Below are 23,753 nucleotides of genomic sequence, written 5' to 3'. Positions count from 1 at the left end.
TCGTCGTGGGCCGGGTCAGGCGGCCGGGCGGCGGGTGTCGAAGCCGTGTCGGCCGCGCCGGCCGTCGGCGGCGAGCGGGTCGCGCCGGGCCGGCGCGTCGCCGCGGGGGTCGAGCCACACCCGCACCTGCGGCGGGGCGGCGCCGGGCTGGGCCACCGGGTCGCGCCGGGTCAGCATCGCCACCTCGACGGTGAACTCGAACAGCCGCCAGTCGCCCTGCGGCGACGCGCGGGCGATCCGGGCCAGCCGCGTCACGGTGGCCGGGTCGGTCACCGGCCGTGCGCGCCCCGCGATGTACGCCTCGTCGTCGCTCTCCTCCGGCGGGAACGAGTGCAGCGCGTAGCGGCCGTCGCGTTCGAGGTCGCGTCGCTTCGGCGAGTCGATGACGAAGCACCAGAGGCCGTCGGCGGTGATCACCGGGGAGACCGGGTGGACGCGGGGGCCACCGTCGGCGCGGACCGTGGCGAGGTAGCCGAAGCCCGGCCCGTACTGCTGCATGAGGAGGCGGATCTCGCCGGCGAGGCGGGGCTCGTCGGCGGCGAATTCGGACCAGGAAGCCATGTGGACACTCTATCGAACACGTGTACGAAGATGTAGTGCGACACGCAGGTCACCCGTACCGGTCGCTATGGTGTTCCGATGCTGCTCTCCGACCGCGACCTGATCTCCGAGATCAAGGCCGGCACGCTCGCGCTGGAGCCCTTCGAGCCCACGCTGGTGCAGCCGTCGAGCATCGACGTACGCCTGGACCGGCTGTTCCGGGTCTTCAACAACCACCTCTACACGCACATCGATCCGTCGGTCCAGCAGGACGACCTGACCTCGATGGTGGAGGTGCCGGAGGGCCAGCCGTTCGTGCTGCACCCGGGCGAGTTCGTGCTCGCCTCCACGCTCGAGGTGATCTCGCTGGGTGACCAGCTCGCCGGCCGGCTTGAGGGCAAGTCGAGCCTGGGGCGGCTGGGGCTGCTGACCCACTCGACAGCCGGTTTCATCGACCCGGGCTTCTCCGGTCACGTCACGCTGGAGCTCTCGAACGTGGCGAACCTGCCGATCACGCTCTGGCCGGGCATGAAGATCGGGCAGCTCTGCATCTTCCGGCTCTCCTCGCCGGCCGAGCACCCGTACGGCTCGGCCGTCTACGGCTCGCGTTACCAGGGGCAGCGCGGTCCGACGCCGAGCCGGTCCTGGCAGAGCTGGCGCACCTGGCCGACGCGCTGACGGCGCCCGCGGCTGTTAATAGGGGCCCCCTCCTCTACCGGAGGCGTTAAGAGGGGGCCCTTCCTTACACCCGGCCGTAGCTGTTGATGTCGCCGTCGTCGACCCGCTTCATGGTGATGGGCTTGCCGGACTGGGAGGCGTGCACCACCCAGCCGTCGCCCACGTACATCGCCACGTGGTGCAGGTCGCCGTAGTAGAAGACGAGGTCACCGGCGCGCAACTCGGCCCGGCTGATCCGCTTCGTCACGCCGTGCTGCTGGCGTGCGCTGTGCGGCAGCGAGACGCCGCCCTTCGCCCACGCCGCCATGGTGAGGCCCGAGCAGTCGAAGTGGTCCGGTCCGGCCGCGCCCCAGACGTAGATCTTGCCGATCTGGGCGCAGGCGAACTTGACCGCCGCTCCGGCCGGGCCGCCGGGGTAGCCGGCCGGGCACGGCGCCGGGCGCAGCGGGCCGCCACCGCCCTTGCCGTACACCTTCAGCCGCAGCTTCTCCAGCTTGGCGATCTCGGCGTCGATCTGCTTCTTCTTCGCCGCGAGCTGGGCCTCGGTACGCGCCAGCCCGGCGATCATCTCGTCCAGCGGCTTCTTCTTCGCCGCCAGTTCATCGCGCAGCGCGGCGACGGAGCGCACCTGCTCGTGCTGGCGGTGCGCGAAGCGGTCGAGCAGTTCCAGGCCGTTGACCAGGTCGCCGGGCGAGCGGCTGCCCAGCAGCGCGTTCACTGTGGAGAGGTTGTCGCCCTTGTAGGCGTCGGCGGCGAGCCCGCCGACCTGGCCGAGCGCGGCGTCCACCCGGGCCTGGAGGGGTGCGATCTGCCGGCCGAGCGCGTCGGCCTGCTTGCGCCGCGCGGCGAGCTGCTCGCGTACGGCGTTCACCTGTTCGATGACCGGTTCGAGTTCGTTCCAGTCGCGGTCGATCTGGGCCTCGATCTCGGCGACCGAGGGTTCGGCGTGTGCCGCCGTGGCGCCGCCGGTCAGGACGACTGCGGTGCCGACGAGGGCGGCGAGGGCTGTGGTGAAGCGGGACCAGCGGGTACGCGGCACAGCCGTGGACCGGTCGACCGACCGGTTCGACGACGGCCGCGGGGCATGGAGTGCCACCGGGCGTCCGTACTCCTTCTTCCGTACCGCCTACCGGGTTAGCTGACGGATTCGGGCGGGAAGGGAGCCGCCCTACCGCATCGCTGCGGATTCACCCCAGGTACCTGGTTCCCCGGCTCGCCCGGAGGCGACTCGGCGGTGTCGGACCGTCACCGACCGGGTTGGACGGTGAGACGTGCGGCCGACGATTCACCAGAGTAGGGACCACCGTTATCGATCCGCAACTTCCAGCGCCGTGACACTCCGTACGCGATGCGGGGCCGCACCCAGGGCGGAGGTGAAGTTTTCTTTCAAGACTGATTACTCGCTGGAAAGGTATTGACCCTCCCGGGTGTGCGGAGTGAGGGTGGAGACGCAGTGACCCCCATCCCTGTCCAGGAGGTTCGATGCACCTCTCCGCCCCGCCGTCGGGCAGACGGATACTGCTCGCCGCCGCAGTGGCGACAGCCACCGCGCTGGCGACGACCGGCCCGGTGACCGCCGCGCCGGACACGTCCGCGCCCGCGAGCGACAGGCAACAACAGTACGCCGCCGCCGCGGCCGAGTACGGCGTGCCGCAGAACGTACTGCTCGGTGTCTCCTATCTGGAGTCCCGCTGGGACACCCACACCGGACAGCCGAGCACCAGCGGCGGCTACGGCCCGATGCACCTGACCGACGCCGCGCACATCCTCGCCATGCCGGGCAGCGCCCACGTCGACGAGGACGAGGACCCGCGCGGCGACGACTCCCGCCCGCTGAAGCTCGACCCGGCCACCGCCGCCGCACCGGAGCGGGAGACCCCGCTGCCGCCCGCCTCGCTCCAGACGCTCGCCGCCGCCGCCGCGCTCACCGGGCTCGACGCGGGCACGCTGCGCACCGACCCGGCCGCGAACATCCGCGGTGGCGCGGCGCTGCTGGCGTCGTACCAGAAGGCTCTGGGTGGGCCGGTCGGTGCCGGCACCGACCCGGCGGCCTGGTACGGCGCGGTGGCCCGGTACTCCGGCGCGGACACCTCCGACGCCGCGGCGGCCTTCGCCGACGAGGTCTACGACCAGCTCGGCCAGGGCGCCAGCCGCACCACCGACGACGGCCAGCGGGTCACGCTCGCCGCCACCGCCGCGACGCCGGACCGTTCCCGGCTGGCCCGCCTCGGCCTGCGCAACGCCGAGCGGCCGGACGGGCTGGAGTGTCCGGTACGGCTGGCCTGCGAGTGGATTCCGGCGCCGTACGAGCAGCTCAGCGACGACCCGGGCGACTACGGCAACCACGACCTGGCCGACCGGCCGAAGCAGCAGAAGATCGAGTACATCGTCATCCACGACACCGAGGGCTACTTCGGCCCAAGCGTCGACCTGGTGAAGCGGGCCGACTACCTGGGCTGGCACTACACGCTGCGCTCGGTGGACGGCTACATCGCCCAGCACATCAAGACCAAGGACGTCGGCTGGCACGCCGGCAACTGGTACGTCAACGCCAAGTCCATCGGCCTGGAGCACGAGGGCTTCGCCGGTCAGGGCACCTGGTACACCGAGGCGATGTACCGCACCTCCGCCAAGCTGGTGCGGCACCTGGCGCTGAAGCTCGGCATCCCGATGGACCGGCAGCACATCATCGGCCACGACAACGTGCCCGGCATCACCGCCGCCAACGTGGGCGGCATGCACTGGGATCCGGGACCGTACTGGGACTGGTCGCACTACTTCGACCTGATGAAGGCGCCGTTCCGCAGCACCGGCACGCCCCGTACCGGCCTGGTCACCATCGACCCGGACTTCGCCACCAACCGGCCGGCGTTCACCGGCTGCAACCAGCAGCCGCCCGGCGTCCCGACGCCCCGGCCGCCGGCCGAGCCGTGCCCGTCGCGCGGTTCCTCCGCGGTGGTCCTGCGGACCGCGCCGAGCCCGGACGCCCCGCTCGTCAACGACCTCGGGCTGCGCCCGGACGGTACGCCGGACACCATGTACATCTCCGACCACGGCGCCCGCGCCTCCGCCGGTCAGACGTACGCGCTCGCCGGCCGGCAGGGTGACTGGACGGCGATCTGGTACCTCGGCCAGAAGGCGTGGTTCCTCAACCCGGCGTCCGCGCCGACCGCCAAGTGGGCCACCGGCTTCGTGGTGACCCCGCGGCCCGGCAAGGCCACCATCCCGGTGTACGGGCGGGCCTACCCGGAGCAGGCCGCCTACCCGGACACCATCCCGTACCAGACCATCTCGCCGCTGCAGTACACGTTCGCCGCCGGCCAGCGGTACGCGGTCGGCGGGGTGCTGCCCGGCGAGTACTACCGGGCGGTCTCGTTCGACGGTTCGGCCCCGGGTGACCGGACCGTGGTCCGCGGCAAGAACCGCTACGTGCAGGTCCAGTTCGGTCACCGGATCATGTTCGTGAACCTGGACGACGTGCTGGTCATGCCGTCCCCGGTCGGCACGCCACGCTGACCTTCCCGCGAGAACGCGAAGGCCCCCGGTCCCTGCGGACCGGGGGCCTCTCCGTGTGACCGGGGTCAGGCGACCCGGACGAAGCCGGCGAGCGGCTGGGTGCTGATGCTCGACACCTGGACCGGTTTGCCGGTCCGTGGCGCGTGCACCATCACCCCGTTGCCGAGATAGAGCCCGACGTGGTGCAGGTCGGAACCGAAGAACACCAGGTCACCCGGTCTCGCCTCGGAGCGGGACACCTTGCGGCCCTCGTTCCACTGCGCGCCGGTGAAGTGGGTCAGCGAGATGCCCGCCGCCTTGTACGCGTACTGGGTGAGGCCGGAGCAGTCGAACGAGTTCGGGCCGGTGGCGCCCCACACGTACGGGTCGCCGACCTGGGCGCACGCCGTCTTGATGGCGGTCCGCGCGGCACTGCTCACCACGCCGTCGACGGCGGGGCAGCCGGCCGGGCGGATCGAGGTCACCGGCAGCATGGCGGTCAGCCGCTTGATCTCCGAGTCGATCTGCTTCTTCTTCGCCGCGAGGTCGTTCTGCTGCTTGGTCTCCAGCGCGATCAGCGCGTCGAGCTTCTCCTTCTGCTTGTTGTACTCGTCGCGCACCTTGAGCACACCGGCGATCTGGCGGCGCTGGTCCTCGGCGATCCGGTCCAGCATGACCAGCTGCTCGGCCAGCGCGCCCGGCTTGGAGTTCACCAGCAGCGCGCCCAGCTCCTGCGACGGGCCCTGGATGTAGTACCGGGCCGCGATGTCGCCGACCTTGTTCATGGCGAGCGTGGAGGCCAGCTCCAGCGGCACCATCTTGTCCTTCAGCGCCTTGGACTTCTTCTGGTTGGCGCGAAGCTGCGAGCGGACCTTGTTGAACTGCTCGATGGTGGGTTCGAGCTGCTGCCACTGCTTGTCGATCTGCGCGTCGATCTCGTCCACCGACGGCGCCGCGTGCGCCGGGGCGGTCAGCATTCCGGCGCCGACCGCGGCGGCCGCGACCAGGGTGACCAGACCGCGTACCACCCGTCGGAACCCGGCCCGCCGGCCGGGTGGAGCGCTCGGGGCGTGACGTTGAGGGGGCGTGGTTGCCACCGGCACGGACTCCTTTGCAACCGACCGCCGGGCGCCTCGCGAGAGGGAAGGTCGAGGCAGACGACCCACAGCGGTCGGTGCCTCACATTAGGGAAGGCGTCCGATGGAATCAAGGCGACCGTTTGTTCAATCACGTATCCGCAATCGGTTGCACACCAAGGGTATTCAATTCATCTCCCGACGATGGCTGTCAATACGTCGTCGAGTGTCACCACACCCATCGGCCGGCGTCCGTCGCTGACCAGCACCATGTGGCGGCGTTCGCGGCGCATCGCGAGCAGCAGATCGGCGAGCGTACGGTCCGGCGGCACCACGGCCAGCGGCCGGTAGATCTCGGCCGGCACCGGTGCCCGGCGGCTCGCGCCGGCGTACCCGAGCACGTCCTTGACGTGCACGAAACCGAGCACCCGGCGGGTGGCCCGCTGCACCACCGGGAAGCGGGACCGGCCGGTACGGGTCGCCAGCACCTCCAGCGACGCCGGTGAGACGTCCTCGGCCACAGTGGTGACAGTGGACCAGGGTTGCAGCGCGTCCGCCGCGGTACGGCTGTGCAGGGCCAGCGCGCCGGTGATCCGGGCGTGCTCCTCGGCGTCCAGCAACCCCTCGGTACGCGCCTGGGAGACCAGCCCGGCCAGTTCCTCGGCGGTGAACACGGTCTTCACCGCGTCTGTCGCCTCCACCCGCCACCACCGCAGCACCTGCCGGGACGCCCACTTCATGGCCAGCAGCAGCGGCTTGGTGGCCAGGCAGAACGCCAGCATGGCCGGGCCGAGCCAGAGCGCCGACGGTTCCGGCCCGGCGAGCGTGATGTTCTTCGGCACCATCTCGCCGACCACGGTGTGCAGGAACACCACCACCGCGAGCGCGATGACGAACGACACCGGATGTACGGCCGAGGCGGGCAGCCCCAGCGCGGCGAACGCCGGTTCCAGCAGGTGCGCCAGCGCCGGCTCGGCGATCGCGCCGAGGCCCAGCGAGCAGACGGTGATGCCGAGCTGCGCACCGGCGATCATCAGCGGGATCTGGTTCATCGCCGCCAGCGCCAGCCGGGCCCGCTTCGACGTCGCCGCCAGCGGTTCGATGACCGTACGGCGGGAGGCGATCAGCGCGAACTCGCTGCCCACGAAGAACGCGTTACCGAGCAGCAACCCGACCGCGACGAGTAGTTCAGGCACCGTCGTCGGGCTCCTCGGGGCGTACCACCCGCACCTGCTCGATGCGGTGCCGGTCGACCTCCACCACTGTGAACTCGTACCCCGCCTCGTCGAGGGTCTCGCCCGGCACCGGGATGTGGCCGAGCCGTGCCATGAGGAACCCGCCGAGCGTCTCGTACGGCCCGTCGGGCAGCCGGAACCCGGTCTGCTCCACCAGTTCGTCGGCGCGCAGCACACCGTCGGCCAGGACGGTCCGCTCGCCGCCGGGCACTGTCAGCTCCACCGGCCCGAAGCCGTCCACCGCGTCCGGGTCGAACTCGTCGGCGATCTCGCCCACCAGTTCCTCGACCAGATCCTCCACCGTCACCACGCCGTCGGTGCCGCCGTACTCGTCCACCACGATCGCCAGGTCCGCCCCGGCGGCCTTGAGCGCGGCGAGCACCCCGTTCAGGTTCAGGCTCTCCGGGACGTACACCGGTTCCCGGGCCACGGCGGCGACAGTGGTGGCCGCGCGGCGGGCCAGCGGCACGCCAAGCGCGTCTGGCACCCCGGCGACGCCGGTGACCAGGTCGAGCGTCTCCTCGTAGACCGGGAACCGGGTGCGGCCGGTCCGCCGGGACGCCTCCAGCAGCTCGGCGACGGTCGTGCTGGCCCGCAACGCGGTGACGTCGACCCGGGGCGTCATCGCCTCGGCGGCCCGCTTGTCGCCGAAACGGATGGTGCGGCGCAGCAGCATCGCGGTGTCCGGCGGCAGTGCGCCGGCCCGGGCCGAGATGGCGGCGAGCAGGCCCAGTTCCTCCGGGGAGCGGGCGCTCGCCAGTTCCTCCTGCGGCTCCACGCCGAGGCGGCGCACGAGCCGGTTCGCTGACTCGTTCAGCAGCCGGATCAGCCAGCCGAACGTGCGGGAGAAGGCCCGCATCGGCGCTGCCGTGGCGAGCGCCGCCGGCATCGGGCGGGCCAGCGCGAGGTTCTTCGGCACCAGCTCGCCGAACAGCATCGAGATGAGCGTGGCCAGCGCCAGCGCGAGCAGGCCGGAGAAGCGTTCCGCGCCGCCGAGCGGGCTCAGCAGCGGCGCGAAGATCCGGGCCAGGGCGGGCTCGGCCAGGTAGCCGGTGAGCAACGCGGTGAGCGTGATGCCGAGCTGCGCGCCGGAGAGCTGGAAGGACAGTTCGCGCAGCGCGCGGCGTACCGTGGCGGCCCGGCCGTCGCCCTCGTCGGCCCGCCTGTCGATCTCTGCCCGGTCGACGGTGACCAGGGCGAACTCGGCCGCGACGAAGAAGGCGTTGCCGGCGGTCAGCAGCACGAAACCGACCAGTGGCAACAGCGTCAGAAGCAGAAGGCCGTCGATGCGCGTGATTGTGGCACGCGGACGCCGATGGTGGACCCCCCGTAGCGTGGTGTGCATGGACGGTCTGCTGCTCACCGACGAACTGGTCCTGCTCGCGTACGACGACGACGGCGTCAACCGCCTCGGCAGTCCGCACCTCGGCTACGGCCTCGCCGGGGCGGTCCTGCTGGAACTGGCCCTGGCCGGCCGGGTGGAGGTGGCGGACGAGCGGCTCGTGGTGACCGATCCCGCCCCGACCGGTGTGCCCCTGCTGGACGAGGCGCTGGCGACTGTGGGATCCGGCCGCCCCCGCAAGCCGAAGGACTGGATCGGCAAGCTCGCCAAGGGCCTGCCGGAGCGGGTGCTCGGCGGCCTCGTCGACGCCGGGGTGCTGCGCCGGGAGTCCGATCGGGTGCTGCTGGTCTTCCCGCGTACCCGCTATCCCTCGCCGACCGGCGCGGAGCCGGCGGTGGAGACCGCGGCCCGGCAACGGATGACGACCGCGCTCACCACCGACGGCCCGGTAGACGCCCGGACCGCCGCGCTGCTCACGCTGACCCGCGCGGTCGGCCTGGACCGCAGGATCTTCCGCGAGCTGCCCAAGCAGCGGGTCAAGGCGCGGATCGAGGAGATCGCGGCGGGCGACTGGGCGTCGGCCGCCACCAAGAAGGCGATCGAGGAGATGCAGGCCGCGCTGATGGTCGCGATGACGGCCGGGACGAGCGCCGCCATCATGACCACCACGACCAGCTGAACGCGACGGCGGCGGCACCGCTCGGGTGCCGCCGCCGTCGTGGTCCGGCTCCTGCCGGGGTACGCCTCAGCTCGCGGCCGGCGCGACCTCCGGCTCACCGGCCGGGGCCTCCGGCTTGACCGAGCGCAGCAGCACGCTCGCCACGTCGACGACCTCGACCTGCTCGCCCGCGCCCTTGCCGTTCACGCCGTCGTTCAGCATCGTCGAGCAGAACGGGCAGCCGACCGCGATGGTCTTCGCCCCGGTGGACATGGCCTCCTCGACCCGGTCCACGTTGATCCGCTTGCCGATCTTCTCCTCCATCCACATCCGGGCACCGCCGGCACCGCAGCAGAAGGAGCGCTCGCTGTTACGCGGCATCTCGGTCAGCTCGCCCTGGATCGAGTCGCCGAGCACCTCGCGCGGGGCAGCGAAGATCCGGTTGTGGCGGCCCAGGTAGCACGGGTCGTGGTAGGTCACGCCGCCGTCGACCGGCTGCACCGGGGTGAGCTTGCCGGCGCTGACCAGGTGGGCCAGCAACTGGGTGTGGTGCACGACCTCGAACTCGCCGCCGAGCTGGCCGTACTCGTTGCCCAGGGTGTTGAAGCAGTGCGGGCAGGTGGCGACGATCTTCCGCTTGCTCTTCTCGCGGCCCTCGAACGCCTCGTTCAGCGTCTCGACGTTCTGCTGGGCGAGCATCTGGAAGACGAACTCGTTGCCGATCCGCCGCGCCGGGTCGCCGGAGCAGGTCTCGCCCTCGCCCAGGATGGCGAACTTGACGCCCGCCTCGTTGAGCAGCGTCGCGACCGCGCGGGTGGTCTTCTTGGCCCGGTCCTCGAACGCGCCGGCGCAGCCGACCCAGAACAGGTACTCGAAGTCGTCGACCTCGCCGACGCGCGGCACCTCGAAGCCGAGGCCCTTGGTCCAGTCCTCGCGGGTGTTCTGCGGGGCGCCCCACGGGTTGCCCTTGTTCTCCAGGTTGCGCAGCATGACGCCGGCCTCGGACGGGAAGCTCGACTCGATCAGCACCTGGTAGCGGCGCATGTCGACGATGTGGTCCACGTGCTCGATGTCGACCGGGCACTGCTCGACGCAGGCGCCGCAGGTGGTGCAGGACCAGAGCACGTCCGGGTCGATGACGCCGCCCTCCTCGGCGGTGCCGATCAGCGGCCGGTCCGCCTCGGCCATGGCGAGCACGTCCACGCCGGCCAGCTGCTCCTGCGTGGCCTTCTCCTCGCCGGTCAGGTCCTTGCCGCCACCGGCCAGCAGGTACGGCGCCTTGGCGTACGCGTGGTCACGCAGGCTGAGCACCAGCAGCTTCGGCGACAGCGGCTTGCCGGTGTTCCAGGCGGGGCACTGCGACTGGCAGCGACCGCACTCGGTGCAGGTGCTGAAGTCGAGCAGGCCCTTCCAGCTGAACTGCTCGACCTGGGCGACACCGAACTGGTCCTTCTCCGGGTCGGCCTCCTCGAAGTCCAGCGGCTTGCCCTCGCTGGTCATCGGGCGCAGCGGGCCCAGGCCGGAACCGGCCGGCTTCTCCGGGTCGCGCTTGAAGAAGATGTTCGGGAAGGCCAGGAAGCGGTGCCAGGCCACGCCCATGGTGACGTTCAGCGAGATCACGATGAGCCAGGTCATCGAGATGGCGATCTTGATGAGCGCGGCGACGCTGACGCCCGCCTCCCAGTTCGGGAGGACCGAGCCGACCGCGTGGCTGAGCGGGGCGGCCCAGACCGGGTACTCGAAGTGGTCGGTGGCGACCTTGAAGCCGCGGATCACGAACCCGAAGATCAGGACCAGCAGGACGACCCACTCGACGAAGTAGCCCTGCCACATGGTCGAGCCGGTGAACCGGGAGCGGTTCTCCGCGCGGCCCGGCCGGTTGCGCAGCCGGATCGCCATCAGCACTCCGATGCCGACCAGGCCGAGGATGCCGATCCACTCGGTGACCAGGCCGAAGATCGTCCAGTGCCCGATGATCGGCAGCCCGCCGCCGGTGGAGACCACCTCGAAGTAGGCCTCCAGCACCAGCAGCGACAGCACGATGAAGCCGACCATCACGAACCAGTGGGCGGCGCCGACCACGCTCCACTTGAGCATGCGGGTGTGACCGACGGTCTCCACCAGCATCTTCTTCGTACGCGCGCCCTTGTCGCCGAACCGCTCCGGCGCGGGCTGGCCGAGCCGGATGACCGCGGTCATCTTCATGACCGCGCGCACCGCAAGCCACACCGCAACAGCGGTGATGGCGGCCGCGAGGATCGTGGTGACGATCTGGACGCTGCCCATCGAGTTGGCCTCCCGGTCTGCTGCTTGTCCGTGCAGCCTACGCGCAAGGTTACCCAGCAGTAACGTGAGTCTTCTCGCACCAGGCCACGCCGCCCTGCGCACACCATAGGTGGAGCGGCGTCGAAGCGCCGTGCAGGGGCGGCGTGGCGTGACCTACGCCGGGGTGGGGCAGCGCCGGATCAGCGCCAGCGGGAGAGCAGGATCAGCGACGAGACCATCGCGCCGAAGCCCACGGCGAGGTTCCAGTAACCCCAGCTGGCGACCGGGTACGCCTGCTCGGAGAGGTAGTAGAGCACCAGCCAGCCGATGCCCACCACGATCAGCGCGACCGCGGTAGCGGGCAGCCAGATGGGGCTAGGCTTGCGCGTCGACGCCGTCGCCGTCGGACGGACGTCCGTCGGCGGGGTGTACACCTTCTTCTTGCGGACCTGAGACTTGGGCACGACGCTCTCCAGAGGGGGGTACGACCTCGTCCGGCCTGACAACCGGGCGCGAGGGCGACGGTCCATGGCCAATAATGTTCGACAGCTAGCGTAGTCCCGACGGACCGTCCAGGCCACGAATGGGGCCAGGCCGGTGCACTCAGTAACCGGAAAGAGCGGACTTTCCGGGTCGAGCAGGTCGTCTCGCACCGGCGCGAGCCGGAACGAGACGACGGGAAAGGGAACGCCCGGTGGAGTACACGTCCGGCGCCGCCTCCTGGCAGAAGGTCCTCCGCCGCGCGGCAGCCGCCCTGCTGCCCCGGCGCGCACGCCAGCGCCGCCCCGGCTGGTCCGTCGGCGTGCCCCTGATCGCCGCCGCGGCCGGCCTGCTGTTCACCACCACCGCCACCACCGCGGGCGGCACCTCCCTGCGTGAGGACCGCCGGCCCCAGCTCGCCCAGCTGATCGAGGACCGCCGCGAGGAGGTCGCCGCCAGCGAGGCGAAGGCCGCCCGGCTCCGCGCCGAGGTGGAGGAGCAGACCGAGGCGCTCGCCGGCGCCGACGGGCCGATCAAGACCGAGCGGGACCGGGCCGCCGCCAGCCGGCAGGGCGCCGGATTCACCGCGCTCACCGGCAGCGGCGTGACTGTCGAGCTGAACGACGCCGACCGCCGGCCCGACCAGCCGCTGCCGAAGGGCGCCAGCAACGACGACCTGGTGGTGCACCAGGGCGACGTCCAGGCGGTCGTCAACGCGCTCTGGGCCGGCGGCGCGGAGGCCATGTCAATCATGAACGTCCGCGTGCTGAGCACCAGCGCGGTACGCTGCGTCGGTAACACCCTGCTGCTGCACGGCCGGGTGTACTCCCCTCCTTTCAAGATCGTGGCAATCGGCGATCCCGCGGAACTCCAGCGGGCGCTCGCCGCCTCTGAGGGAGTGCGGGTGTTCAAGGAAGTGGCCGACCACTACCAACTCGGGTACGCCGAGCGCGTCTCCACCGTCACCGTGCCGGCGTTCGAGGACTCCACCGCGTTGCAGTCGGCGACGGTGCCCCGGTGACCGGCGGCGACCCCCGGGAACGCGCCGGCCACGACCGCCGGGAGGAGCCCACCGCGTTCCTTCCCCGGGTCGAGCGTCCGGCCCCGGCGTCGCCACCGCCGCTCGACCTGCCCTGGCCCGACGCCGGCCCGGCCCACACCGCCCCGGCCCGACACGGCCGGGACACCCGGCCGCCCGTCCCACCACGGACCGGTCAACCGCCTTCCGCCCCGCCACGGACCGCCCCGCCGGTCGCTCCGCCGCCGCCGTGGCCGGGCGGGCAGGCGCATCAACCGGCGAGCGCCCCCCGCCCCGAGGCCGGCCCCCGGTTCCGCCCGCCGGCGAGCGAGCTTCCCCCCAGGGGTAAGCCCCACCCGGCCGGCCCGGCGCACCACGGCCCCGGACACCACGCCCCGACGCAGAACAACCCTGCGCCCCACGGAGCGGCGCCCCGGGGTGGTCCCGCCCCCGGGATGCGCCCGGCCGCGCCCGGCGACGTCGCACACCGGCCGGGCGAGCGCCAGTCGCGACCGGAGGGGTACGGACCGGCGGGGCAGCAGTACGCCGTCAGCCATTCCACAGGTGGGGCGATCCCGCCCGAGCGTGGTGGCCGCGGTGGACAGCCACCGCAGAACAGCACCCGCCCGTGGGAGGCCGGCGGACGCCCGCCGCAGGACGGTCGCCGACCGGCGGGGGGTGAGGGACGGCCGCCCGGCGTACCCCCTCTCGGTGGGCCGACCGGCGCGGACCGGAACCCTCCGGCCGACAGCGGAGCCACGGCGGTGCTGCCCGCAGTCACCCGCCCGCCCGCGGACCCCCACCTGGACGCCACCGGGCTGATGGGCGCGGTGCCCCCGCCCCCCGACAACGGTGACGGCGGCGGCGGTGGCGCCGAACCGCCCGCCGAGCCGCCCCGCCCCCGGCGCGGCGAGCGGGTGGTGCAACTGCGGCCCGAGCAGACCGGCGACGGATACCGCAGCGTCTACTCCGAGCTGACCCGCCCCACCGTCGGCTCCCGGCTGCGCAGCGTCGTGCGGGGCACCGGCGAACTGCTGATCACCTTCGGGCTGGTGGTGCTCCTGTTCGCCGGGTACGAGATCTGGGGCAAGGCGGTCATCGTCGAGGCCCACCAGAACGACCTGAACAGCCAGCTCGCCCAGGAGTGGGACGCGGCGGCGGACCCGACCGTCGGCCCGACCACCGGGCCGACGGTGAAGCCGAAGCCACCGGCGGAGGGCAGGCCGGTCGCCGGCCTCTACATCCCCAAGTTCGACAAGCACTGGGTGGTGGTCGAGGGGGTCAGCCCGAACGACATCCGGTACGCGCCGGGCCGCTACCCGGACAGTGCCATGCCCGGCGAGGTGGGCAACTTCTCCGTCGCCGGCCACCGGATCCGCTCCACGTTCTGGCGGCTGGACGAGATGAAGACCGGCGACGCGATAGTGGTCGAGACCAAGACGGAGTGGCTCATCTACCGGGTCTACCAGCAGCGGATCGTCAAGCCGTCCCAGGTCGAGGTGGTCGCGCCGGTGCCCGGCAAGCCGGGTCAGAAGCCCACCGAGAAGCTGCTCACGCTCACCACCTGCAACCCGAAGTTCGACAACTACCAGCGGTTGATCATCCACGCCCGGCTGGACCACACGCAGGCCAAGTCGGCGGGCCGCCCGGCCGAGTTGGAGGCGTGAGCCGTGTACTCGTGGATCTGGCGCAAACTGCCGTTCGGGCTGCCCGGCAAGCTGTTCGGCTCGCTGGTGCTGGCCACCGCCACTGTCGCGCTGCTCTGGTTCGTGGTCTTCCCGTGGGCCGAACCGCTGCTGCCCTTCGACGACGTGCAGGTCACGCAGGAATCCGGCGTACCGGGTGACGGTGGGATCACCGAACCGACCGGGCTGCCCGGCGAGGAGGAGCTGCCGTACAGCACCGAGACGAACAACGCCCCACCCTCCACCCCGAACAGGTGACAGCGATGCGCGTACTGGTGATCGACAACTATGACTCGTTCGTCTTCAACCTCGTGCAGTATCTCGGCCAGCTCGGGGCCGACTGCGAGGTGCGGCGCAACGACGAGATCGACGTCGCCGAGGTGGGCCGCGCCGGCGCCGCCGGCGTCCTGCTGTCGCCCGGTCCGGGCAGCCCGGACCGGGCCGGCATCTGCCTGGACGTGATCCGCGAGTACGCCGGCAAGCTCCCGATCTTCGGTGTCTGCCTCGGTCACCAGGCGATCGGTGAGGCGTTCGGCGCGACAGTCGCCCGCGCGCCGGAGCTGCTGCACGGCAAGACCTCGGAGGTACGCCACGACGGCGTGGGCGTGCTCGCCGGCCTGCCCGACCCGTTCACCGCCACCCGCTACCACTCGCTGGCCGTCCTGCCCGAGACGCTCCCCGACGAGCTGGAGGTCACCGGCCGGACGGCTTCCGGCGTGGTGATGGCGATGCGGCACCGCACGCTGCCGATCGAGGGCGTGCAGTTCCACCCGGAGTCGGTGCTGACCGAGGGCGGTCACCTGATGCTGGCGAACTGGCTGGCCGCCTGCGGCTTCCCGGCGGCGCTGGAGCGCGCCCCGGAGCTGGCCGCCGAGGTCGACGCCCGCCGCCGAGCCGCCTTCTCCCCGGCCTGACCCCCGCGCTTCCCGCCCCACCCCGCGCGGTCCCGCCCGGTCCCGCCCGCCCCCTCTCGGTCGATCATGAAGTTGGCGGGGACAAATCGGACGCCCGGTACCGCCAACTTCATGATCAACGAGAGGGGTGGTGGGCGGAGATGTGAGCGCGGCGGCGGCCCCGGGGTCGGGGACGCCGCCGCGTCGGTCGGTCAGGTGGTGCTCAGCGGTCGGTGCGGGTCGGGGTCACCGGCGGGAACGGGAAGCCGCTGCCGCCGCCGTTGCCGCCGCCGTTGCCCGGCGTGCTCGGGGACGTGCTGGGCGAGCCGCTCGGCGTCGGGCTGGTCGGCTCCTCCTCACGCGGCACGTCGACCTTGATCGTCACCCGCTCGCCCTTGGCCAGGCTGGTCCCGGCGCGCGGCGACTGGCTGCTGACCTTGCCCGCCTCGGCCGGGTCGACCTCGTCGCCGTCCTCGACCCGGACCTCGTAGCCGGCCTCCTTGAGCCGCTGCTTCGCCTGGTCCTCGGTGTAGCCGCGGACGTTCGGCACCTCGCTGACGTTGCCCCGGGAGACCTTGAGCGTCACCTTGCTGCCCTCGGCGACCGCACTGCCTTCCTTCGGCGAGACGTCGACGACCTGACCCTCCGGCGCGCTGCCGTTGACGTTCTCGCGCACCGGGATCAGCTTGAGTTCGGTCAGGCGGTCGCTCGCGGCGTCGTACGTGCCGCCCGTCAGGTTGGTGGGGACGTTGACCTGGCCGGGGCCGGTGCAGACGTTGACGGTGACCTCGGTGTCCTTCTCCACCCGCTGGCCGAACGACGGGCTCTGGTCGACCACCGAGCCCTTCTGGCAGGTGGTGTTCTGCACCGGGTCGCCAGTGGTGAACCGCAGCCCGGCCTGGGTGAGCGCCGCCTGCGCCTCGGCCTGCGTACGGCCCACCACCTGCGGCACCGACACCTTCTCGTTGCCGGCCTGGTTGAGCCAGAGCGCCGTACCGAGCGCGATCACCGCGAGCACACCGAGCGCGGCGAACGCGGCGATGACCCAGGACGAGCTCTTGCGCTTGCCCGGGTCACCCACCCGCGCCACCGGCTGCTGGCGGGTCTGCGGGCCCATCATCTGGGTCTGCTGCGCCTGGTGGTACCCGCCGCCCGCGGCGGCGCCCATCGGCATGGTCTCCTCGGCCGGCATCACCGGCGTGGCGAGCACCGGCCGGCCGGCGGCGGCGCGGAGCAGGTCCGCCCGCATCTCGCCGGCGCTCTGGTAGCGGTTGAGCGGGTTCTTCGACAGCGCCTTGAGCACGATGGCGTCGACGGCGGGGTTGACGTCCGGGTTGATCGTGCTCGGCGTCGGCGGCTGCTCCCGTACGTGCTGGTACGCGACGCTGACCGGGCTGTCCCCGACGAACGGCGGGTGGCCGCAGAGCAGCTCGAACAGCACGCAGCCGGCCGCGTAGACGTCGGAGCGGGCGTCGACCGCCTCGCCGCGCGCCTGCTCCGGGGAGAGGTATTGCGCGGTGCCGATGACCGCGCTGGTCTGCGTCATCGTGGTGGCACCGCTGGCGAGCGCCCGGGCGATGCCGAAGTCCATCACCTTGACCTGGCCGGTCTGGGTGAGCATCACGTTTCCGGGCTTGATGTCGCGGTGGATGATCCCGTGCCGGTGGCTGAACTCCAGCGCCGCGCACATGTCGGCGCAGATCTCCAGCGCCCGGCGCGGCTGGAGCCGCCCCTCGACGCCGAGGACCTCCTTGAGGGTCCGGCCGTTCACGAACTCCATCACGATGAACGGCAGGGTCTCACCCGTGGGGCCGGTCTCCTCACCGGTGTCGTAGACGGCGACGATGGCCGGGTGGTTGAGGGAGGCGGCGTTCTGCGCCTCACGGCGGAACCGCATCTGGAAGGTGGCATCCCGGGCCAGATCGGCACGGAGCATCTTGATCGCGACATCCCGCCCGAGCCGGAGGTCACGGCCGCGGTGCACCTCGGCCATGCCGCCGTAGCCCAGCAGCTCGCCGACCTGATACCTGCCACCGAGCAGGCGGGCCTGCGCTGTCATCGCGTCTCTCGTCCTTCGCTCGTCGTCGTACCGCCGCCGGCCGGCAGGAGGCGTACCTCACGACGGTACGACGTGCGGACCGGATAGTCGCCTCCGTACGCCCGCACCGCGCCGGAAGTCACGCTCACACTCGCCGGAGCGGCTGCGGTATCACCGTATTTCCGGTACAGGAACGAAATCACGCCCGAGCAGAGGATGACCAGTACGGCCACCACGATCGCCGTCGTCCACAGCCCGGACCGGGAGCGCCGGGGCGGGGCGGCGGCGGGCGGTCGCGCGTACCCCAGGGGGTTGTGCTGAGGCATGGGGCGCGGCTGCGGGACGGGGGCCGCGCCGCGCGGCGCCACCGGCGGACGGGGCTGCGGAGCGGGGTGGGCGACCACTGCCGGGCGCGGCATGACCGGCGGGCGCGCCGGGGACACGGGCGGCCGGGGCTGCGGGTGCGGGACGGCGGCCGGCGGCTGCGGACGCGGCGCGGCGGTCGGCACCTGCGCCCGCGCGACCGGCGCGGCCGGCGAGGCGGGTACGCCGGAGATCGGGTGCCCGACGCGGGCCGCCTGGGAGAGCGCGAGCTTGGCCTGCCGGGCGATGCTCGCCAGCGCGGCGGCGCTCGGCCAGCGGGCGGCCGGATCCTTCGCCATGGCCCGCTCCACGATCGCCCGGACCTGCGGCGGGATGTCCGGCGGAAGCGCCCGGGGGGTGTCCCGCACGTGCTTCATGGCGATCTCGAGGGGGTTGTCCCCCTCGAACGGGCGGCGGCCGGCCAGGCACTGGTACGCGACCACGCCCAGCGCGTAGACGTCCGAGGCGGGTGTGGCGACAGCGCCGGTGGCCTGCTCCGGCGAGATGTACGAGGCGGTGCCGAGCACCGAACCGGCGGCGGTGAGCTGGCCGACCAGGTCCGAGCGGGCGATGCCGAAGTCGGTGAGCACGAGCGTGCCGTTCGGCCGGACCAGCAGGTTGCCGGGCTTCACGTCGCGGTGCACGATGCCCTTCTCGTGCGCCGCGTGCAACGCGTCGGCGGCCTGCGCCAGCAGCGCCATCGTGCGCGCCGGGGTCAGCCGGCCGACGCGGCTGAGCGTGGCGGAGAGCGCGTCGCCCTCGACGTACTCCATCACCAGGAACGCGATGTGCTGGTCGCTGCCGAAGTCGTAGACGTCGACCACGCCGGGGTGGTTGATGGTGGCCATCGTCCGGGCCTCGCCGCGGAACCGCTCGGCGAAGCCGGGTTCGTCCAGCAGCGCCGGGAGCAGGCTCTTGACCGCGACGGTACGGCCCAGCACCTGGTCGGTGCCGCGCCACACGTCGCCCATGCCACCGCTGGCGATCCGCTCGTCGAGGCGGTAGCGGTTGCCGAGCTTCACTCCCGGACCGAGCACGTCAGCGCCTCCCGGAGTCGGCGATCGCCGCCGCCATGATCCGGCCGGCGATACGGGCCGCCTCGGCGCTGCCGCCGCTGCCCGCCTGCTCCAGCTCGACGCAGACCGCGGAGAGCGGCGTACCGTCCTTGTCCAGCGCGAAGCCGATGAACCAGCCGTGGTCCGGGGTGTTCGGGCCGGACTGGGCGGTACCGGTCTTGCCGCCCACGACGTAGCCGTCGATGGCGGCCCGGCGGCCGGTGCCCTCCTTCACCACGTTCTGCATCATGTCGCGCAGGTCGGCGGCGACCTGGCCGCTGACCGGGCGGCGCAGCTCGCGCGGCTGGGCGGCGTCGTAGACGGTGGTGCGGTCCGGCCCGAGCAGCTGCTTGACCAGGTAGGGACGCATCTGCTTGCCGTCCTTGTTGGCCACCGCGGCGGCGATCATCGCGCCCTGCAACGGGGTCATCCGGACGTTGTTCTGGCCGATCGACGACTGCGCCAGCGCGGCCTGGTCGGTACTGCCGTCCGGGTTCTGCATGTCGCCGGTGCGGCTGGCCGCCACCGGCAGGCCGCCCTCACCGAGCTGGCCGACGGTGAGGTCCTCCTGCTCGAAGCCGAACTGCTTGGCCTTCTCCTTGACCTTGTCCGCGCCGAGGCGTACGCCGAGCTGGGCGAAGCCGGTGTTGCAGGACTCGGTCACCGCCTCCCGCAGCGTGACCTGCGACTCGGGGCAGATCGACGGCGCCGCGTTGCGGATCGGCTGGCCCGCGCCGGGCGCGGTGTAGCTGGAGCCGGCCGGGATGCGGGTCTGCTGCCCGACGCCGTTCTCCAGTGCTGCCGCCGCCATGATGATCTTGAAGGTGGAGCCCGGCGGCAGCGTCTCGGACAGCGCCCGGTTCGCCAGCGGCCGGTCCTTGTCCTTCTCCAGCGCGTTGTACGCCCGGTCCGCCTCGGTGCTGTCGTGGCTCGCCAGCGGGTTCGGGTCGAAGCTCGGCATGGACACCAGCGCCTGCACCGCGCCGGTACGTGGGTCGATCGCGATGGCCGCGCCCTTCGTCGCGCCGACCTGGTTGTCGTTGAGCTGCTTGAACGCCGTCTGCTGAGCACCCTTGGAGAGCGTCAGCAGCACGTTGCCGCCGCCGGTCTCGTCACCGGTGAACATGTCCTTGATCCGGCTGGCGATGAGCGCGTCGCTGGTGCCGGCCAGGAAGTCGTTCTCCACCCGCTCGATGCCGCTCGCGCTGCCGTTGACCGGCTTCCAGCCGAGCACGTGCGCGTACATCGCCCCGCCCGGGTAGGTGCGCTGGTACTTCAGCTCACCGCCGGTCTCCTTGCTGACCGCGTACGCGGTGCCGCCGACCTCGATGTTGCCGCGCTTGCGGTCGTACTCGGCGACCTGGACCCGGCCGTTGTAGTCGCTGTTGCGGTACTCGTCGGCCTTGTAGGCCTGGATCCAGTTCAGGTTCGCGAACAGGAGCCCGAACAGGACCATCACGACCACGCCGACGCGGCGCAGGGGGGCGTTCACGGCCGGATCACCTCCGTCTGGGCGCCGTGCAACTGCTCGGGCGGACCACCGGCGGGCCGGGCGGCCGGGCCCCCGCCGCCGGTCACCGGGCGGCGGGCGCCGTCGGAGACGCGCAGCAGCAGCGCGATCAGCAGCCAGTTCGCCATCAGCGAGGAGCCACCGGCGGACAGGAACGGGGTGGTCTGACCGGTCAGCGGGATGAGCTTGCTGATGCCGCCGACGATCACGAAGACCTGCAGGCCCAGCGTGAACGCCAGACCACCGGCGAGCAGCTTGCCGAACGAGTCCCGCACCGCCAGCGCGGCCCGCAGGCCCCGCTCCACGATCAGCAGGTAGATCACCAGCAGCGCGGAGAGACCGAACAGGCCGATCTCCTCACCGATGCCGGCGAAGATGAAGTCGGTCTGCACCTCGGGCAGCAGCGCCGGCTGGCCGCCGCCCGGCCCGGCCCCGAACAGGCCGCCGGTGCCGAGCGTCAGCAGGCCCTGCACTAGCTGGTAACCCCTGTCGTACGGCTCGGCGAACGGGTCCAGCCAGATCTGCGCCCGGTCGTAGAAGTTCGCGAACGGGCCGCCCACGGTGCTGCCCAGCACGTATGCCAGGTAAGCGCCGCCGAAGAACAGGATCAGACCGATGAGCAGCCAGCTCACCCGCTCGGTGGCGATGTAGAGCGTCACCACGAACATGCCGAAGTAGAGCAGCGAGGTGCCCAGGTCCTTCTCGAAGATCAGGACCAGGAGGCTGACCAGCCACACCACGAGCACCGGGCCGAGGTCACGCCCGCGCGGGAAGTCGATGCCCAGCACCCGCCGGCTCGCGAGCGAGAGCACCTCGCGCTTGCGCACCAGGTAGTAGGCGAAGAACGTCAGCAGGGTCAGCTTGGCGAACTCGCCCGGCTGGATCTGCCCCAGGCCGGGCACGATGATCCAGAGCTTGGCGCCGTTGATCTCGGAGAACCGCGACGGCAGCAACGCCGGGATCATCACCAGCACGATGCCGGCCAGGCCCAGTGTGTACGCGTACCGGGACAACGACCGGTGGTCCCGCAGGATCGCCAGCAGCCCGGCCGCCAGCACCACGGCGGCCAGCGTCCAGGCGAGCTGCCGGCCGCCGGTGCCGGCGAAGACGGCCAGGTCCTCCCGCTCGGCGGGCGTGGCCTTGGCCAGGTCGTATCGCCGCAGGAAGCCGACCCCGATCCCGTTGAGCAGCGCCACCGCGGGCAACAGCGCCGGATCGGCGAACGGCGCCAGCCAGCGGATCACCAGGTGCAGGCCGAGGAAGACCAGCCCCAGCGCGGCGGCCGGGATCCAGAAGTCGGGCGTGATCGTGTCCAGCGCCTTCGCCTCGACCATCGCCGCGTACGCCGCCACGAGCACCATGGCGAGCAGGAGCAGGGACAGCTCGGCGTTGCGCCGGGACCGGGCCAGGCGTACGCCGGACTGCTCGCCCGTCGAAGCGGGCGAGGCGGCCGGTACGGCGGCTGCGGTCACGGATACGTCCTCGGGATCGAGCCGGCACTCACTCCGGCGACCGGCAACCCGCCGGGTCGGCCGGCGGAACGGTGTCGGAGGGTACGGCGTCGGGCGTGATGGTCGTCAGCGGCGTCGACGCGCCGGGGCTCGGTGAGCCGACCGGCGGAACGGACGGTGCGGGACTGCCGCTGACCTGCGGGTTCAGCCCGCCCGCTGCCGGGCTCGGGCTGGTCGCACCGGGCGACGGGTCGGGCGGGCAGAGCGGCTTGAGGTTCGGGTTCGCCGGGTCGTCGCTGGTCAGCTCCGCCAGCCGGCGCTCCGCGTCCGGCTCGTTGCGAGCCTGGATGCCCTGCTTCACCCGCTCCTGGGCGGCGAGGGTGAGGTCGTCGAGCCGGGACTCGCTGCGCTCGTGCACGTTCGACAGGTCCAGTCCGGCGACCTGGCCGGGAACCCCACGGAAGACGGCCAGCTGCCCGTCGTCGGTGGCGCCGACGTAGAACTGCCGCTGGGTGTACGTCCACCCGCCGAACCCGCCACCGCCGACGATCACCGCGAGCGCCAGCACCATGGCGACGGTACGCAGCGGCCGGCGACGGCGCCGCTCCGGCTCGTCGTCGCGGTTGTCCGCCGGCTCCTCCGGCGCGGGCGGCCGGGGGGCGGACAGCGCCGAGGCGCGGGCCGCCGGGGTGGAGTCGTCGGCCGAGGTCGCCATGCCCCGGTCGCGGGCGGCGGCGCCGCCGACGATCGGGGACGCCTCGACGATGTCCTGGTCGGTGGCGTCGGCGATGATCACCGTGATGTTGTCCGGGCCGCCGCCGCGCAGCGCGAGCTGCACCAGGCGTTCCACGCACCGCTGCGGGTCGGGGTACTCCCGCATGGTGTCCGCGATGGTCTCCGCGCTCACCACGCCGGAGAGCCCGTCGGAGCAGATCAGGTAGCGGTCGCCGGGAAGCACCTGGCGGACGCTGTACTCCGGGTCGATGTCGCGGCCGTCGAGCGCGCGGGTGAGCAGCGAGCGCTGGGGGTGGCTGCTCGCCTCCTCCGCGCTGATCCGGCCCTCGTCGACGAGCATCTGGACGTACGTGTCGTCCTTGGTGATCTGCGCGAACTCGCCGTTGCGCAGGAGATAGGCCCGGGAGTCACCGATGTGGACCATGCCGAGCTTGCTGCCGGAGAAGAGGGTCGCGGTGAGCGTCGTGCCCATCCCCTCCAGCTGCGGGTTGGCGTCCACGGTGTCGCGGAGCTGCTGGTTGGCGGTGCCCACGGCGGAGCGGAGCGCGTCGACCAGGGCGTCACCGGGGACGTCCTCGTCGAGCGGCGCCATGGCACCGATGACGATGTTGCTGGCGACGTCACCGGCGGCCATGCCGCCCATGCCGTCGGCCACGGCGAGCAGCCGCGGTCCGGCGTAGACGGAATCCTGGTTGCCGTCTCGGATCAGACCGCGGTCGCTGTGGGCCGCGTAGCGCAGGGTCAGAGTCATGGCCGTAATTCGAGGGAAGTGCGGCCGATCCGGATCGGCACGCCGAGGGGGACGGGGGTTGGTCCGGTGACCTTAGCGCGATCGAGATACGTGCCGTTAGTCGATCCGAGGTCCTCGACGTACCACTGCCCGTCGCGGGGCACCAGCCGGGCGTGTCGCGCCGAGGCGTAGTCGTCGGTGATCACCAGGGTCGAGTCCTCCGCCCGGCCGATGGTGATCTGGGCCTCTCCGAGCGTGATCCGGGTGCCGGCGAGTTGACCGGCGGTGACCACCAACTGGTGGGCGGCCCGACCGCGCTTGGCCTTCGCCGGCTTCCCCGGCTGCCCGGTCGACGCGCCGATCCCCCGCGGCGCGGCCACCAGCTTGCCCGACCGGGCACCGGCGAAGAGATCCCGGCGGATCACGCCGACCACCGTGAACACGAAGATCCACAGCAGGATGAGGAACCCGAACCGGGCGACGGTGATGACCAGTTCCGGCAACGC

The 23,753-nt window shown here is 72.0% G+C and carries 20 protein-coding genes and 1 riboswitch; of the genes, 7 read left to right on the top strand and 13 right to left on the bottom strand.

Features of this window, described 5'->3' with window-relative positions; all coding sequences use genetic code 11:
* Positions 1-15: 15 nt before the first annotated feature.
* Positions 16-561, bottom strand: coding sequence for a pyridoxamine 5'-phosphate oxidase family protein (locus NMK34_RS00420; RefSeq protein WP_318331762.1), 546 nt, complete (start codon positions 559-561; stop codon positions 16-18).
* Positions 562-639: 78 nt separating this feature from the next.
* On the opposite strand from NMK34_RS00420, the gene dcd reads away from it, so the two are divergent.
* On the top strand, positions 640-1,218 hold the full coding sequence (dcd, locus tag NMK34_RS00415) for a dCTP deaminase (protein ID WP_043327610.1): 579 nt from the start codon (positions 640-642) through the stop codon (positions 1,216-1,218).
* Positions 1,219-1,282: 64 nt separating this feature from the next.
* On the opposite strand, the gene NMK34_RS00410 is transcribed toward dcd, so the two are convergent.
* Positions 1,283-2,314, bottom strand: a complete 1,032-nt coding sequence (locus NMK34_RS00410; RefSeq protein WP_318331761.1) for an NlpC/P60 family protein — start codon at positions 2,312-2,314, stop codon at positions 1,283-1,285.
* A gap of 13 nt (positions 2,315-2,327) precedes the next feature.
* A riboswitch (cyclic di-AMP (ydaO/yuaA leader) is annotated at positions 2,328-2,462 on the bottom strand.
* Between the two features lie 238 nt (positions 2,463-2,700).
* Here NMK34_RS00410 and NMK34_RS00405 point away from each other — a divergent pair.
* Positions 2,701-4,734: a peptidoglycan recognition family protein gene (locus tag NMK34_RS00405; protein WP_318331760.1), complete on the top strand. Its 2,034-nt coding sequence runs from the start codon at positions 2,701-2,703 to the stop codon at positions 4,732-4,734.
* 65 nt (positions 4,735-4,799) lie between these two features.
* Here NMK34_RS00405 and NMK34_RS00400 read toward each other — a convergent pair whose 3' ends face one another.
* The 3 genes from NMK34_RS00400 to NMK34_RS00390 form a co-directional block, all read right to left on the bottom strand.
* Positions 4,800-5,810, bottom strand: a complete 1,011-nt coding sequence (locus NMK34_RS00400; RefSeq protein WP_318331759.1) for a C40 family peptidase — start codon at positions 5,808-5,810, stop codon at positions 4,800-4,802.
* Between the two features lie 170 nt (positions 5,811-5,980).
* Entirely contained in the window at positions 5,981-6,985 is a 1,005-nt protein-coding gene (locus tag NMK34_RS00395) for a hemolysin family protein (RefSeq protein ID WP_013283320.1), read from the bottom strand.
* The gene (locus NMK34_RS00390) at positions 6,978-8,285 is read right to left on the bottom strand and encodes a hemolysin family protein (RefSeq protein ID WP_318331758.1); all 1,308 of its coding nucleotides are present in this window, start codon (positions 8,283-8,285) and stop codon (positions 6,978-6,980) included. The genes NMK34_RS00395 and NMK34_RS00390 overlap by 8 nt, the downstream gene beginning before the upstream one ends.
* A gap of 82 nt (positions 8,286-8,367) precedes the next feature.
* Here NMK34_RS00390 and NMK34_RS00385 point away from each other — a divergent pair, with 82 nt between their 5' ends.
* Entirely contained in the window at positions 8,368-9,045 is a 678-nt protein-coding gene (locus tag NMK34_RS00385; protein WP_318331757.1) for a GOLPH3/VPS74 family protein, read from the top strand.
* A 66-nt stretch (positions 9,046-9,111) separates the two neighbouring features.
* Here the strand turns inward: NMK34_RS00385 and NMK34_RS00380 are convergent, their stop codons facing one another.
* Complete coding sequence (locus NMK34_RS00380) at positions 9,112-11,310, bottom strand: (Fe-S)-binding protein (RefSeq protein ID WP_318331756.1); 2,199 nt, start codon at positions 11,308-11,310, stop codon at positions 9,112-9,114.
* A 179-nt stretch (positions 11,311-11,489) separates the two neighbouring features.
* Complete coding sequence (locus NMK34_RS00375) at positions 11,490-11,753, bottom strand: cell division protein CrgA (protein WP_135242661.1); 264 nt, start codon at positions 11,751-11,753, stop codon at positions 11,490-11,492.
* 230 nt (positions 11,754-11,983) lie between these two features.
* On the opposite strand from NMK34_RS00375, the gene NMK34_RS00370 reads away from it, so the two are divergent.
* From NMK34_RS00370 to NMK34_RS00355, 4 genes are all read left to right on the top strand, one after another.
* Positions 11,984-12,790: a DUF881 domain-containing protein gene (locus NMK34_RS00370; RefSeq protein ID WP_318331755.1), complete on the top strand. Its 807-nt coding sequence runs from the start codon at positions 11,984-11,986 to the stop codon at positions 12,788-12,790.
* A gap of 761 nt (positions 12,791-13,551) precedes the next feature.
* The gene (locus NMK34_RS00365; protein ID WP_318331754.1) at positions 13,552-14,454 is read left to right on the top strand and encodes a class E sortase; all 903 of its coding nucleotides are present in this window, start codon (positions 13,552-13,554) and stop codon (positions 14,452-14,454) included.
* A 3-nt stretch (positions 14,455-14,457) separates the two neighbouring features.
* Positions 14,458-14,730 carry a hypothetical protein gene (locus tag NMK34_RS00360; protein ID WP_318331753.1) on the top strand — a complete coding sequence of 91 codons (273 nt, stop codon included), beginning with the start codon at positions 14,458-14,460 and terminating at the stop codon, positions 14,728-14,730.
* A gap of 5 nt (positions 14,731-14,735) precedes the next feature.
* Positions 14,736-15,386, top strand: a complete 651-nt coding sequence (locus tag NMK34_RS00355) for an aminodeoxychorismate/anthranilate synthase component II (protein WP_114919202.1) — start codon at positions 14,736-14,738, stop codon at positions 15,384-15,386.
* A gap of 202 nt (positions 15,387-15,588) precedes the next feature.
* On the opposite strand, the gene pknB is transcribed toward NMK34_RS00355, so the two are convergent.
* From pknB to NMK34_RS00325, 6 genes are read right to left on the bottom strand one after another with little or no spacing between them, the layout of a single operon-like run.
* On the bottom strand, positions 15,589-17,424 hold the full coding sequence (pknB, locus tag NMK34_RS00350) for a Stk1 family PASTA domain-containing Ser/Thr kinase (RefSeq protein WP_318331752.1): 1,836 nt from the start codon (positions 17,422-17,424) through the stop codon (positions 15,589-15,591).
* A complete protein-coding gene (locus tag NMK34_RS00345) occupies positions 17,421-18,803 on the bottom strand; it encodes a serine/threonine-protein kinase (protein WP_318331751.1) in 1,383 nt (460 codons plus the stop codon). Before NMK34_RS00345 ends, pknB begins: the two co-directional genes overlap by 4 nt.
* A gap of 1 nt (position 18,804) precedes the next feature.
* Positions 18,805-20,313, bottom strand: coding sequence for a peptidoglycan D,D-transpeptidase FtsI family protein (locus NMK34_RS00340; protein ID WP_318331750.1), 1,509 nt, complete (start codon positions 20,311-20,313; stop codon positions 18,805-18,807).
* Positions 20,310-21,803, bottom strand: coding sequence for an FtsW/RodA/SpoVE family cell cycle protein (locus NMK34_RS00335; protein ID WP_412098838.1), 1,494 nt, complete (start codon positions 21,801-21,803; stop codon positions 20,310-20,312). The genes NMK34_RS00340 and NMK34_RS00335 overlap by 4 nt, the downstream gene beginning before the upstream one ends.
* 28 nt (positions 21,804-21,831) lie before the next feature.
* Positions 21,832-23,268 carry a protein phosphatase 2C domain-containing protein gene (locus NMK34_RS00330; protein ID WP_318331749.1) on the bottom strand — a complete coding sequence of 479 codons (1,437 nt, stop codon included), beginning with the start codon at positions 23,266-23,268 and terminating at the stop codon, positions 21,832-21,834.
* On the bottom strand, positions 23,265-23,750 hold the full coding sequence (locus NMK34_RS00325; RefSeq protein ID WP_128138039.1) for an FHA domain-containing protein: 486 nt from the start codon (positions 23,748-23,750) through the stop codon (positions 23,265-23,267). Before NMK34_RS00325 ends, NMK34_RS00330 begins: the two co-directional genes overlap by 4 nt.
* Positions 23,751-23,753 lie beyond the last annotated feature (3 nt).

It is taken from the genome of Micromonospora sp. BRA006-A, assembly GCF_033433935.1.
Taxonomy (GTDB): Bacteria; Actinomycetota; Actinomycetes; order Mycobacteriales; family Micromonosporaceae; genus Micromonospora; species Micromonospora aurantiaca.
Note: the sequence above shows the minus strand (reverse complement) of the source record. Positions and strands in the feature narration are given on the sequence as shown.